The following is a 12,825-nucleotide window of genomic DNA, read 5'->3' on the forward strand; positions in this document are numbered from 1 at the left end:
ACTGACCAAGAAATCATTGCTTTTTTCCAAATAAGCACATTATTTGGCTATTTTTGCGGCACGAAAGATCCCTAATTTAGAATTATAAAAATACAAACAAAATGAAAGTAACCGTAGTAGGTGCCGGAAACGTAGGCGCCAGTGTAGCTGAGTATGTAGCCATGAAAGAATTGGCTGATGAAGTAGTGATCCTTGACATCAAAGAAGGTTTTGCAGAAGGTAAAGCCATGGATCTCAACCAATGTGCCACCCTCAATGGATTCAACGCAAAGGTAATTGGTACTACGGGTGACTATTCAAAAACTGCAGGGTCTGCTGTAGTGGTAATCACATCTGGTATCCCAAGAAAGCCAGGTATGACCAGAGAAGAGCTGATCGGAACTAACGCTGGTATTGTGAAGTCTGTAACCGAGAATTTAGTTAAGCACTCTCCTGATGCTGTATTGGTTGTCATCAGTAACCCAATGGATACGATGACTTACCTATCTGCTAAAACCAGTGGGTTGGCTAAAAACAAAGTAATAGGTATGGGCGGCACGTTGGACAGTGCGAGATTCAAGTACAGATTGTCTGAAGCTTTGGATTGCAATCCTAATGACGTAAAAGGCATGGTGATTGGTGGACACGGCGACACCACTATGATTCCATTGACTAGATTGGCATCATACAATGCAACTCCAGCCTCTAGCTACATCTCTGCCGAGCGAATGGAAAAAGTAGCTGCTGACACCATGGTAGGTGGTGCTACCTTGACAGGCTTATTAGGAACTTCTGCCTGGTATGCCCCTGGTGCTGCTGGTGCTGAGGTAGTAGAGGCTATCATTAGAGACAAGAAAATCATGATGCCCTGTTCTGTTTACCTAGAAGGTGAATATGGACAAAAAGACATCTGTATTGGCGTACCTGTAATCTTAGGTAGAAACGGATGGGAAAAAGTAATTGAGCTAGACTTGAACGAGGACGAAAAAGCCAAATTCGAAGCAAGTGCAGCTGCCGTTCGTAAAATGAATGACGCTTTGGAATTGTAAGATTCCAAAATTTAATATTTGAGATTTAAGGTTTCGGCCTAAAAGAAATGAAAAACTCCCACTCGAGTAATCAAGTGGGAGTTTTTCATTTCAAATAAACTCCGTACACCTCACATCCTTCTAATTCAATGCTACCAATTTAGTTTCATTAGTGATGAACCCTTGGGACTTCACTATAAGGTTTACTATACCCAGCTCTGGCACAAACCACTCTGTTTTGTAAGAAACAATGTAACCACCATCATTGACCAATTTATTTTTATCCAAACGGTTTGCCACCTTTTTGGTCCAATATTCCTGTACACTTCTGTTCATTTTTTCTACTGCTACTCGGTTATCATCCGATTGATAATCAAAATCCGCAAATGTTTTAGTCCACAATTCGGACTCTATGATATATGCTGTGTACTGTTTCTTACCTAAAACGAACTCAATTGTCCCGGTCACTTGGGCATTAGCATTATTGACTTGCAGAGTTAGAAAAGACTTAGTCTGAAGCACTTGAGCAGGAGTATATTGCACCCAACTCTTACTCGTACCAAAACCAGCATAGCTAGTTCCTTTTGCTGAAATGACATTTACATCTATTACATCGGATTGCGGATATGTCCAAGTATAATCCAAATATGGCTCAAGCTGGTCACCAATCTTGATTGCTACAGGCAACTTATTCACTCCTAGCAAAGAATACCCTACCTTTTTGCCTTGAGGACTCATCGATTTCTGAAATCCATTTCTACGTGCGATGTATAGAGTATCTTCCTTACACGATATGTGAGATTCATACTCTATGTTATTGATTGTAGTTACCATTTTTGCATGTACAAATCCGTCTTTGTTATCAACTTCAGTTGCTACATATACCATGTCGAAAGTATATTTTGGTTTCATTTTACCTGACATTACTTTCTCATTATGTTCTGCAATTATCCCTTCTCGTTTGGCAGGCTTTGTCTTTGTCCATTTATTTATATCCTGGGCGACAGGGGTGTCATAAGATATAGATGAGAGTTTGTAACTCTGTCCTTGCTTAACAGGTAAACAGTCCTGCGCATATCCCCTGGCACCAATTGATAAAACCAAGAGACTAAGAATACATTTTTTCATTTGTTTTATGTTTAGATATTTTTTTTGAAGTTAATTTTCAATTCTATAAGCTTCAATACCTAACAGTACGGATATTTAGAGTGTTCTTATGGCGAAACCTAGCTTTCAGGGCTTCATAATTTACTATATTAAAGAATAGCTCTCAAAACAAGCTGCTCATGTGAATTACAGTCAACCCCAACCTAAGAGTTTTTAATCGGCACGTCTTGGTGATCAGAACTATTTTATACAAACCCTGGGATTCTCTATCTTTAGGCGATGAGGATTTCTAGAAGAAAATTTATAAAAAATGTGGGTACTACAGCCGTAGTCGCCCCACTAGTAGCATCACCCCTTCGTGCATTGAATCTGGATCAAGTGGATGAACCTTTGAAAGTGCACCTCTTTTCTAAGCATTTACAATTTCTAGGCATCAAGGAGGCAGCTCAAATTTCGGCAGAATTGGGATTTGATGGGTTGGACCTAACCGTGCGTCCGAAAGGTCATGTATGGCCGGAAAATGCGAAGTCCGATTTGCCTGTAGCGATTCGAGAGATAAGACGTGCGGGTGTTGCTTGTGATATGATTACCACGGCAATTACTGACACACACAACGTTCATGATCTAGAAATCATCAAAGTGGCTGCTAAAGAAGATATACAGTTTTATCGTTCCAATTGGTTTAAGTATCACAAAGGCAAACCCATGCCAGAGTCAATCAGTATCTACCAGCAGAGGATCAAGGAATTGGGTGAGGCGAATCAGAAATATGGTATAATTGGTTGTTATCAAAATCATGCTGGAAGAAGTATAGGTTCTTCCTTTTGGGAAATAAAGTTCCTGCTGGAAACAGTAGACGCTAATTATTTCGGGACACAATATGACATTCGTCACGCCATGGTAGAAGGAGGATTGTCTTGGCAGAATGGGCTAGAGTTACTAAAGAATCATATAAAAACAATAGTTCTGAAGGATTTTAAATGGGAAAGAGTTGATGGTCAGTGGAAGGCTGTGAACGTGCCTATAGGAGAGGGTATGGTGGACTTTGTCAGCTATTTCAAGCTATTAAAAAAATATGGTTTAAATCCTCCAGCATCGTTACACCTTGAGTACCCAATGGGAGGAGCAGAGAAAGGCCGGTACGAAATTGAAGTTGATCAAAAGGTAGTTTTTGATGCTATGCAAAGGGATTTGGCTGCTGTTAAGCGTTTGTGGAAAGAGGCATAGTGCTTTTGTTGTTTAAAGTTGGTTCTGCTTCCGTTTATTGGTCAGTCCATTTATAGAAGTATCGTTTTCTTTGCCCCTTTTTGGTTAGCGTGATTTATCGACTTGTTTCATTAAAAATATTTAAAAATGAATCCAGAGATTAAAATTTACAATGATAATCAGATGGTTGAAGACCTGGCCATTTGTGATACTTTGGCTCGTGTGATTGATACAGAACTAGTAGGAGCTGAAAGTAAAATTTGGCATGCCCATCCTGTTTGGTTTTTGGATGGCAACCCGATCGTGGGCTATAGCAAGCAGAAAAAAGGTCTGCGATTGATGTTCTGGAGTGGAGCGGACTTTGAAGAAGAAGGGTTGAATGTACCAGGAGCTAAGTTTAAAGACGCTTCCATTTTTTATCATTCTGTTGATGATATCAACGAAGACGATTTGAAAAGATGGCTTAAAAAATCCAGGGACATTCAGTGGGATTACAAGAACATCGTGAACAGAAAAGGAAAACTGGAACGGATAAAATGACTTAATAAAACGCGGTTGATTAGTCCTGTGAAGCGAGGCAAATGCTTTCGGAAGATGAAGTACAGGCACGGAAGTAACTTCCGTGCGAGTTTGTTTTTGAGGTCTAATTTTAAATTCAACTTTTTTCTTTACCGCCTTTTACAAGAAGCCAAATGGTAAATGACATCTCTCCAATAATACTGGGAATTGCAACTAGTGCTAAAAATATTGAAGCATACGCTTTATAATTTGGCAGCATGAAATGTGCCCCTGTATCAATCATATACATGATACCTGCAACTATGAGAAAAAACGCCACCATTTTTGGCTTTTCAATTATTTTTCCCAGCAGGATAAGATGAATTCCAAAAAAGAAAAGTCCGATAAGCCATATAATGTTGAAGGTGTCTACTTGTTTAAGAATTTCTTGACCAGTATTTGAACTTAATGCTACAGGAAGTGTAAATATGGCCACACCCATAATGGCAGCATGCATCATTCTAAAATACGTACTTAATTTTGATAAAGGGTGTTCTTTGTATATTTCATAAAGTGCCCATGCAACAACAACATCAAAAACAACAGTTAACATAAATGCCAATATTCCAAACCTTACCATTATATGATTCTGTTGGATGATTTCTAACGGGGCTTTGAGAATTGATTCAAGGACGAAAAAATTAGCAAATATTGCAGCAAAGAAAATAATAATGTAGCTGACACCTGCAACAATTGAGAGTGTTCTTGGTTTCATGGTTATGTTTCGTTTTTAGTGTCAAATCATTAACTAACAGTATGATCAGCATTACGCCTAACATTTATGTATATGGCAAGTAGGGCAGCAGCAAACGCTAACCTTACCTCACACACATTGCCCACCTTGTTTTAAATTTATTAAATGTGGCGGACTTTCCAATCCCCACGAAAATATCCTAACCGATAAAACCCCATTCATTCATAGGTTTTGTTGTAGCACGTCTATTCGATTTTCTCATTTTCTATTTCTAGAAATTTCCGTTTGTCTGTTCTATCGGGTTCTCCAAGTTCGTAATGCTGTTCGTCAAGTTCACTGAAATCTACAATGTTCAGATATTCTTCAATAATGGCTTTCTCAATTTTGATTTTACCACTACCAGCCCAATGTCTGTCTTGTCTGTTCTTCTTAACACCAGATATCCAAAATTCATCTTCAGATTCAATATCGTAGAAGTTACCTACTGTCCCGCCAGATTTGAGCTTCTTATATGCATGTCCGTTGAAGTAGACAGTTTGTCCTGACTTAGAGAATTCCACCATTCCAATCCATGCTTCCCCTCGATCATTCTGATCAGTTTTATGTTCGATGTACATGATCCGGCTTTGCATTCTTTTTTCTTTTAGTTGATCCAACTTGGGTTTAAATTATCTCCAGAATTAGGCTTTCTTACATTCTGAATAATTTCTCTTTCACAAGATCCGAATTCTCGAAAATTCTTCTGTCCTTGAATTAATGAAACTCTGTTGGCACCACCTTCATACCCAGGTTCATTAAATTGGATAGGGTCATCTTCCCAAAAACAAATTGGACAAATCGAGTATTCAAGTCGATCCTTTGTGTCGAAACTGTCATATCCGCAACATGGACAATATTTATTCAATTCGATAGGCTTCATCAATGCATTATGTGCTACAACATCCGTATATCACGCACCAGTGCGTGATATGCGTTCAGCACGTATTCCGTTTTTAAACGTTTAAAAAATATTTATTTGACTCAAAAAGCTGCGGGAAGCAGGCGCTGATCTCTGCTTGGAAAGGCCAAACTAAAGGAATCCTTTTGAGAGTTGCAAGTTGCAAACCTATAAGGTTTTGAAAACCTTATAGGTTTAGGTTTCGCAAGATCACTCCAGCTCCACCACCAAATCATCTTGATCCACCATTTCTCCCGCTTTGATCAAAATAGAGGCAACAGTTCCGGATTTGGGAGAGGATATGGTCGATTCCATCTTCATGGCTTCTATCGCAAATAGTGGATCGTTTTCTTCCAGCTGATCACCCACTTTTACAAATACACCAGACAACTTGCCCTGCAATGGCGCTCCAATATGATTCGGATCGTCTTTGTCTGCCTTTTTGTGCGAAATTGCCGTGGCTTTTACATGAATGTCTTTCACCTGTACGCGACGCACCTGGCCATTCAGTTCGAACCCAACTGTACACATGCCCGTTTCGTCTGGCTCCAGGATATACATAAGTTTGACCATGATGGTTTTGCCTTTACCCAGTGTCACCAATATCTCCTCCCCTTTTTTCATCCCATAGAAAAAGGCTTTGGATGGAATCTTATCTACATAACCAAACTCGGCATGATGCTGATAGTACGCATCAAATACCTTGGGATAAAGTTTAAATGATAAGAAATCTAAGAAATCAGCATACTCTGTATATTTCTCTTGAAAGGCCGCAAACTCCTTATCAAAATCAATTGGCGCGAGGTACTCGTTAGGTCGACCCGTGATAGGCTTGATATCCTTGAGTATCACCTTTTGAAGTTTTTTAGGAAACCCACCTTCTGGCTGTCCGAGGTCGCCTCTGAAGAAACCTATCACTGAATCAGGAAAGGATAGTTTTTTACTCTCATCCAACACATCTTCTGGGGTCAGATTATTGGACGTCATGAAGATGGCCATGTCGCCCACCACTTTTGAGCTTGGTGTTACCTTTACGATATTGCCAAACATCTCATTGACTACCGCATAGTTTTTCTTCACACGCTCGAAGTCCTCTCCCACCAAACCAATAGCAGCTGCCTGTGGCTTGAGGTTGGAATATTGCCCGCCTGGGATTTCGTTTTCATACACCTGAGCAGTTCCTGCTTTGAGCCCTGACTCAAACGGATAGTAAATTTCCCGAACATCTTCCCAGTAGTTTGATTGTTTGTTGATGGACTCCAGATTAATATCTGGCTTGCGATCATGATGTTCTAAAACAGAAACTAAAGAGTTGAAATTGGGCTGAGAAGTCAGTCCAGACATAGAAGCCAGCGCACAGTCCACCACATCTACCCCTTGCTCAATGGCCTTTAAGTAAGTGGCGTTTTGCATAGATGAAGTGTCATGCGTATGCAAGTGAATGGGTAGATCCACAGCTTCTTTCAAGGCAGGAATGAGTTGCTCAGCGGCATAAGGAGTCAATAGACCAGCCATGTCTTTGATCGCCAGTATATGCGCACCTTCATCTTCTATGCGCTTGGCCATATTCACATAGTAATCCAGATTGTACTTCTTATTTTCCGGATTCAAAATATCTCCTGTGTAACCCACACAAACCTCGGCCAGTGAATTGGTTCTTTCTTTTACGGCCTTGATGCTCACCTTCATGGCTTCGAGCCAATTGAGCGAATCAAATATTCTGAAGACATCAATACCTTCTTCACCCGCTTTTTCAACAAACTTCTCCACCAGGTTGTCTGGATAAGCCGTATATCCCACAGCATTTGATCCTCTCAAAAGCATCTGAAAAAGGATGTTTGGTACGGCTTGTCTCAACAACTTCAGTCGCTCCCAGGGACACTCATGCAAAAAGCGCATAGCCACGTCGAAAGTAGCTCCTCCCCACATTTCCATGGAGAAGGTCTGTGGTACATTCTTGGCGTAACTTTCAGCCACGGCCAAAAGATCTATGGTTCTAAATCGTGTGGCCAATAAAGATTGATGTGCATCTCTGAAGGTCGTGTCTGTAAATAGAATCTGTTTTTCATCCTTCATCCATTTCACAAAACCTTCACGACCCAATTCATTCAATTTGTCTTTGGTACCTTTTGGATAGTCAGCATATTTATCAAAGGCAGGAATGATAGGTGTGACAAACTTTTTATTGGAGTCTACGAATTTTACATCAGTATTGCCATTGACACTGACTTTAGCCAGATACTTCAGGGTCTTTGTTCCCCTATCCTGTGTTCTTTTGATTTTAAACAATTCAGGATGCTTACCAATAAAATTCACAGTACAATCGCCCGCATTGAATACGGGGTGAGAGATCACATTTCTTAAAAAGCCAATATTGGTTTTTACTCCTCTGATTCTAAATTCAGTCAAGGTTCTCTGAAGTCTTTCACTGGCTCCACGTAGCGTTCGGCCTTTGGCACTGATCTTCACGAGCATGGAGTCAAAGAAAGGTGAAATCCGCATGCCTGGATATGTTGAGCCTTCGTCTAGTCTAATCCCAAAACCAGCTGCATTTCTGTAGGCAATGATGGTACCATAGTCTGGTTTAAAATCCTGAATTGGATCTTCAGTAGTCACCCTGCATTGAATAGCAAAACCATTAACCTTAATATCCTCCTGGCTGTTGAGGAAAATACCTTTGTACGTCAGTGGATGGCCTTGGGCGATCAGGATTTGCGAACGGACTATGTCTACTCCAGTGATTTCCTCAGTGATGGTGTGTTCTACTTGAATCCTAGGATTGACCTCAATGAAAAACACTTCCCCAGCCTTGTCAACCAGAAACTCAACCGTTCCCACATTGTTGTAGTTTACATGCTTGGCAATTCGGATGGCGTACTCAAAAATAGCTTGACGGGTATCTTCTTTCAGGTTAGGGCTGGGTGCCACTTCTACTACTTTCTGGAATCTGCGCTGTACTGAACAATCCCTTTCGTGCAAATGCACAATATTACCATGATTGTCGCCCATGAGCTGCACTTCTATATGCTTAGGCTCATCAATAAATTTCTCAATAAAAACGGTATCATCTCCAAAGAATTTTTCTGCTTCACTTTTAGAATCGTGAAAGGCTTTTTCCAGTTCTTTTTCTGAGCGAATCACTCGCATGCCTCGCCCACCACCTCCAGAGGCCGCTTTGAGCATAATTGGATAGCCTATTCGTCCAGCTTCCTTTTTGGCAATGGCTACACTTACTAAATCTTCCTGACTATCCTGTATGACAGGTACTTTTGCGTCAATAGCTAATTTTTTGGCTTCGACTTTGTCGCCTAGACGTGCCATAATCTCAGATCTAGGGCCGACAAAAATGATCCCTTCTTCTTCACACCTTCGGGCGAAGGTGACGTTCTCAGACAGAAAACCATAGCCTGGGTGAATGGCATCAATATGGTGTTCCTTAGCCAATTTGATAATGGCTTCAATATCTAAATAAGGTTTTAAGGGATCGTCGTCTAATCCAATCTGATAAGCTTCATCAGCCTTATATCTGTGCAGTGAATACCTGTCTTCATAGGTATACATCGCTATAGTCCTGACTTGAAGCTCTGAGGCGGCTCGCAAAATTCGAATAGCAATTTCTCCTCTATTGGCTACAAGTATCTTGTCGAGTTTTTTTAAGTTCTGGGGCATTACGTCAAGTGTTAAAGTTATGGGGGTATGGAATATATTTTATTGTACAATTTTTTTTGATCCTTGTACACAAATATATGGTTTAGCGTCAGCTAAGCAAGAGAGAAAGGAGTAAGTCGCAGACTATTTTTTTCCTATTGGAAAAACAACCCTAACAGGGCTCAGAACCCTGTTAGGGTTAGGCTGGCTCATCTACAATTTCCTTTACCCTTCCCACTTCTCCAGTTTCTAGTTGGACTTTGATACCATGTGGGTGATTAGGCGATTTTGTAAGTAGTCGTTTGACAATGCCGTTTGTCAATTCCCCAGAACGCTGATGGTGCTTCTGCACGATTTCTACTTCTATACCTATGTGTATGTTCTTTCTGATAGTTCCTTCTGACATGTGAGGTGTAGATTATTTGATGTAGTCCCAAAAGTAGAACAGCACATCATCATGGGCAAAGAGAAGTGATCCTAATGTTTGTCATCATCCATTATTACATTTGCTCCTGAGGCTTTTGAATTTATATTACACCAACTCAAATTCCTCTTCCGCCAACTTTTTGCCGTTCACTAGCACACCAATCTTATGTAATCCTGGATGATGCTTTCGTGTAGTTAAGTCTTTGAACGAAAGTTTCTTTTTAAATACGCTGGGGTCGGAAGAAGCAAATTCTTTTTCTGTGACATGAAAAATCTTATCAGACAAAGTGCCGTTCGCTTTTTGATAAGACACCACAAATCCTACTTTAGCCAAGGCATTCTTCGATTCCAAATTTGATATTTGGAACTCAAAATTGAAGCTATTCCCTATCCCTACTTTTTTAGTGGATAATTTTAATGTCGGAACTTTAAATTTTGCATTGTCATTGAAACCAATAATCTGAAGTGCTTGTTTGTTTCCTGTTTTAAGCAAATTTCTCAACCCATTCTTCACTATCCAATTCGTATGGTCATTGGCGCCATACCATCGTTCGGACAGTTTCAGGGCTATATCTGGATTGTCTTTGGTGATGTCATTGATATTATTGGATACACTTTTCCTTACATATAGCGATTCATCTTCTTTTAGATTTTCTAAAATGGGCAGTAGCAATGTAGGATCCTTTTTAAAAGTGGGCAAGGCCATGGCCCATGGCAGACGTGGTCGACATCCTTCAGAAGCCAGCCTTCGAACATGCTCGTTTTCATCCTTACTCCATTCAAGCATGGCTTTCATGACCTCGTTTTCATAGGCTATGATATAAGGACGAATGGCAAACTCGGATGAGGAGTACCTTGTCAATTGATATAATGCTGCAATGGACTCCTTTGGGTAATCCAAACCATACACTTCGACATAATCAGGAAAAGTCATTCCTAGAAGGCCACCAAATTGAGCTGCAATATCAACTACGATAGACAATTGTTCCAGGTAGTTCAAAGAGGTGTGCGCGTGAATCATATTGGAAATATGCCTCATGCGATCCTTCAATGCTCTGGCCTCCCAGTTTTCATTGATGGTAGAGCGGATGAATCCGTCCAAATTGAAGGATTCGTCCCTTTCAGCCAGGAGATCTCCCAGTTGAGTCACAAAAGCCTCATTGAATTCGTTTTTGAGTGGTTCAGCCATTGGGTGATTTTGAGTTATAGATTTAGAGTAAAAAGTGGAAACTTCAAATTTCGCTCGCATTCAAGCAATCTTACTTAACGGCATAGCGAATAATTGTTTTCAATTTTTCCTCAGGAGTTTTTGTGGGATCCGAAATATAGATCTCATGATGATGTCCATTCATTTGCAAACCGTTTATTTTCATATATTCCATGATCTTATTGATACTTGGCCCTTCCTCATCATAAGATCCTTTGTGCAAGACTTGCACACTTTTTCCTTCATGTATTGGTTTGAGTTGCACTTCGTTGGCAAGCACGATTTGTTTCTTCTTGATCACTTCCTCTACCGCTTGATCCACAGGATCATTGGTTACAAACTCTGGCATTCTGATCATCAGTTGCCAGTGCCAGTCTTCTTGTGGGGTTTCCTCAAAGACCAACCCTTCTTCCACCCACCAAAAGGCTTCTAGCTTAGGGACTACAAAGTCTCTTTGATCCGACGTGGAATATTTTTTGACTGTATAGGCAACTGCATAAAGGGCTCCAATGCTATTTTGGAAGGATGCACCATCAGGTGCCCCAATTCCACTGATGGTTAAACAATTAATTTGCTCTACTTCTATCTCTACTGGATTTCCATTGGCTTTGTAATAAGCAGGATATTCTTTAATTAGATTTATCTTTTCCATTAGGCCACCTGTTTTACATGTAAGAAAAATTTGACTTCTTCGAATGCTGACAAATAAGGCGCGTAGATTTCGTCTTGCTGCATTTCTTTTACTTTCTCAGCAGCAAACTCCGCACATTCCAAGTTTCTCCATACGACTTGGTCGACAAAGAGTCCCTCTTCTTTTACCGCATGGTAGGTTTGATAACTGATCATTCCGTCAAAACTTTTGACAAGTTCTCTAAAATGATGAATGATGTTGGTTTGGTAATTCTCTACCTGATTAGGCTTGATTTTGTAAATCACCAATTCCGTCACTTGATCGGTCATTTGTATAAAGTTTAGTTTTTTGAATTTGTTTTATACAAATGAAATACCATCCACTGACAACCCTATGTCAGTGAAATTTGAGAAATTTAATTTTTATGAAAAAAATTGAATTAGATCAATGAAGCAGTGTAATGGGCAGCCAATTGGTCTATGAGCTGCTGCATTTGATCTTCTAGTTGGGTTGAGTTTAGGATGCGAACAGCGTCCGTGAACATCAACAACCACCTGGCAAAATGATCGCACTCGCCTACCATGAAAGTCATTTCTACACCATCCGTGGTTTTCTGTTCATCAATGAACCCATAGTAATAGCGCTGGTCTCCAATGAGTCTCGCCACATTTTTTTTAAACAGAATCTTGACCTCTCTGACATCCTCTTGCATCTGTCTCACAAAAATATGTTCCTTGAAATCGTCTCTGAGTGAGGGATCAAAGTGCTGATCCAGCACCTGAAGTTTTGTGATACGGTCCGTACGAAAATCCCTGACTCCATTTCTCATGCGACAGTAGGCAATCAGATGCCAGTGGTTGGCATAATGACAAATGCCTAAGGGTTCCACTTCACGTGAAGAAAAGGTATCACTATAATTGGCATAGTATTCAAAAGACAATACCTGATGCGATACCAATGCATTTTTGATATCATTGAGAAACAAGTCAGGAAATGCCTTTTCTACAGGAACTGATGGCGAGACGATTTCTATGTATTTCTCTAGGTTTTGCACGTAGTCCTTTTGCGTATTTTTCAGCACAGCCCTCACCTTGGTCAAAGCACTCTCAAACTCATCTACGAGCGATTTGTCCCCTTGCCTTTCTAGTAGCTTTCCTGCCAGCAAAATAGCGCCTGCCTCCTCCTTGGTAAAAGTCACTGGTGGGATGTAGTACCCCTCAACTATAAAATACCCTTTGTCCTTTTCGAAGCCAATCGGCACACCAGCCTCTCCAAGTGCTTTGATATCTCTAAAAACTGTGCGTTCGCTAATATCAAAATGTTCTGCCACATCGTCTATAGTGACAAATCTTTTGCTTTGGAGCTTTAGCATAATAGCAGTCAGTCGATCTATTCTATTCATGA

The 12,825-nt window shown here is 40.4% G+C and carries 13 protein-coding genes; 3 read left to right on the top strand and 10 right to left on the bottom strand.

Going from position 1 to position 12,825, the window contains the following annotated elements:
* The first annotated feature begins 101 nt into the window (after positions 1-101).
* Positions 102-1,028 carry a malate dehydrogenase gene (locus B9A58_RS18090; RefSeq protein WP_084374280.1) on the top strand — a complete coding sequence of 309 codons (927 nt, stop codon included), beginning with the start codon at positions 102-104 and terminating at the stop codon, positions 1,026-1,028.
* Positions 1,029-1,148: 120 nt separating this feature from the next.
* Here the strand turns inward: B9A58_RS18090 and B9A58_RS18095 are convergent, their stop codons facing one another.
* Positions 1,149-2,135 carry a hypothetical protein gene (locus B9A58_RS18095; protein WP_084374281.1) on the bottom strand — a complete coding sequence of 329 codons (987 nt, stop codon included), beginning with the start codon at positions 2,133-2,135 and terminating at the stop codon, positions 1,149-1,151.
* 258 nt (positions 2,136-2,393) lie between these two features.
* Between B9A58_RS18095 and B9A58_RS18100 the strand changes: the two genes are divergently transcribed.
* Together B9A58_RS18100 and B9A58_RS18105 are read left to right on the top strand one after the other, a co-directional pair.
* The gene (locus B9A58_RS18100) at positions 2,394-3,341 is read left to right on the top strand and encodes a sugar phosphate isomerase/epimerase family protein (protein WP_084374282.1); all 948 of its coding nucleotides are present in this window, start codon (positions 2,394-2,396) and stop codon (positions 3,339-3,341) included.
* Between the two features lie 126 nt (positions 3,342-3,467).
* Positions 3,468-3,860, top strand: coding sequence for a DUF1801 domain-containing protein (locus tag B9A58_RS18105; RefSeq protein ID WP_084374283.1), 393 nt, complete (start codon positions 3,468-3,470; stop codon positions 3,858-3,860).
* 115 nt (positions 3,861-3,975) lie between these two features.
* On the opposite strand, the gene B9A58_RS18110 is transcribed toward B9A58_RS18105, so the two are convergent.
* From B9A58_RS18110 to B9A58_RS18150, 9 genes are all read right to left on the bottom strand, one after another.
* Positions 3,976-4,593, bottom strand: a complete 618-nt coding sequence (locus B9A58_RS18110; RefSeq protein WP_084374284.1) for a DUF4386 domain-containing protein — start codon at positions 4,591-4,593, stop codon at positions 3,976-3,978.
* Between the two features lie 224 nt (positions 4,594-4,817).
* On the bottom strand, positions 4,818-5,204 hold the full coding sequence (locus tag B9A58_RS18115; protein ID WP_084374427.1) for a hypothetical protein: 387 nt from the start codon (positions 5,202-5,204) through the stop codon (positions 4,818-4,820).
* An 11-nt stretch (positions 5,205-5,215) separates the two neighbouring features.
* Positions 5,216-5,491 (bottom strand): CPCC family cysteine-rich protein, encoded by a 276-nt coding sequence (locus tag B9A58_RS20825; protein ID WP_084374285.1) that lies wholly within the window; start codon positions 5,489-5,491, stop codon positions 5,216-5,218.
* A 228-nt stretch (positions 5,492-5,719) separates the two neighbouring features.
* Entirely contained in the window at positions 5,720-9,178 is a 3,459-nt protein-coding gene (locus B9A58_RS18125; protein WP_084374286.1) for a pyruvate carboxylase, read from the bottom strand.
* Positions 9,179-9,356: 178 nt separating this feature from the next.
* Positions 9,357-9,563 carry a YwbE family protein gene (locus tag B9A58_RS18130; RefSeq protein WP_084374287.1) on the bottom strand — a complete coding sequence of 69 codons (207 nt, stop codon included), beginning with the start codon at positions 9,561-9,563 and terminating at the stop codon, positions 9,357-9,359.
* Between the two features lie 126 nt (positions 9,564-9,689).
* Positions 9,690-10,772: a DNA alkylation repair protein gene (locus tag B9A58_RS18135; RefSeq protein ID WP_176214837.1), complete on the bottom strand. Its 1,083-nt coding sequence runs from the start codon at positions 10,770-10,772 to the stop codon at positions 9,690-9,692.
* Positions 10,773-10,842: 70 nt separating this feature from the next.
* A complete protein-coding gene (locus tag B9A58_RS18140; RefSeq protein WP_084374289.1) occupies positions 10,843-11,442 on the bottom strand; it encodes a GyrI-like domain-containing protein in 600 nt (199 codons plus the stop codon).
* Positions 11,442-11,750 carry a hypothetical protein gene (locus B9A58_RS18145; RefSeq protein WP_084374290.1) on the bottom strand — a complete coding sequence of 103 codons (309 nt, stop codon included), beginning with the start codon at positions 11,748-11,750 and terminating at the stop codon, positions 11,442-11,444. The genes B9A58_RS18140 and B9A58_RS18145 overlap by 1 nt, the downstream gene beginning before the upstream one ends.
* A gap of 110 nt (positions 11,751-11,860) precedes the next feature.
* Positions 11,861-12,823 carry a helix-turn-helix transcriptional regulator gene (locus tag B9A58_RS18150; protein WP_139793972.1) on the bottom strand — a complete coding sequence of 321 codons (963 nt, stop codon included), beginning with the start codon at positions 12,821-12,823 and terminating at the stop codon, positions 11,861-11,863.
* Between the last annotated feature and the right edge of the window lie 2 nt (positions 12,824-12,825).

This window comes from Reichenbachiella faecimaris (genome assembly GCF_900176375.1).
Taxonomy (GTDB): domain Bacteria; phylum Bacteroidota; class Bacteroidia; order Cytophagales; family Cyclobacteriaceae; genus Reichenbachiella; species Reichenbachiella faecimaris.

What these genes read in the sequence shown, in the direction of transcription:
- B9A58_RS18090 (WP_084374280.1), top strand. Translation starts at nt 102, where the DNA reads ATGAAAGTAACCGTAGTAGGTGCCGGAAACGTAGGCGCCAGTGTAGCT.
- B9A58_RS18095 (WP_084374281.1), bottom strand. Translation starts at nt 2,135, where the DNA reads ATGAAAAAATGTATTCTTAGTCTCTTGGTTTTATCAATTGGTGCCAGG.
- B9A58_RS18100 (WP_084374282.1), top strand. Translation starts at nt 2,394, where the DNA reads ATGAGGATTTCTAGAAGAAAATTTATAAAAAATGTGGGTACTACAGCC.
- B9A58_RS18105 (WP_084374283.1), top strand. Translation starts at nt 3,468, where the DNA reads ATGAATCCAGAGATTAAAATTTACAATGATAATCAGATGGTTGAAGAC.
- B9A58_RS18110 (WP_084374284.1), bottom strand. Translation starts at nt 4,593, where the DNA reads ATGAAACCAAGAACACTCTCAATTGTTGCAGGTGTCAGCTACATTATT.
- B9A58_RS18115 (WP_084374427.1), bottom strand. Translation starts at nt 5,204, where the DNA reads ATGCAAAGCCGGATCATGTACATCGAACATAAAACTGATCAGAATGAT.
- B9A58_RS20825 (WP_084374285.1), bottom strand. Translation starts at nt 5,491, where the DNA reads ATGAAGCCTATCGAATTGAATAAATATTGTCCATGTTGCGGATATGAC.
- B9A58_RS18125 (WP_084374286.1), bottom strand. Translation starts at nt 9,178, where the DNA reads ATGCCCCAGAACTTAAAAAAACTCGACAAGATACTTGTAGCCAATAGA.
- B9A58_RS18130 (WP_084374287.1), bottom strand. Translation starts at nt 9,563, where the DNA reads ATGTCAGAAGGAACTATCAGAAAGAACATACACATAGGTATAGAAGTA.
- B9A58_RS18135 (WP_176214837.1), bottom strand. Translation starts at nt 10,772, where the DNA reads ATGGCTGAACCACTCAAAAACGAATTCAATGAGGCTTTTGTGACTCAA.
- B9A58_RS18140 (WP_084374289.1), bottom strand. Translation starts at nt 11,442, where the DNA reads ATGGAAAAGATAAATCTAATTAAAGAATATCCTGCTTATTACAAAGCC.
- B9A58_RS18145 (WP_084374290.1), bottom strand. Translation starts at nt 11,750, where the DNA reads ATGACCGATCAAGTGACGGAATTGGTGATTTACAAAATCAAGCCTAAT.
- B9A58_RS18150 (WP_139793972.1), bottom strand. Translation starts at nt 12,823, where the DNA reads ATGAATAGAATAGATCGACTGACTGCTATTATGCTAAAGCTCCAAAGC.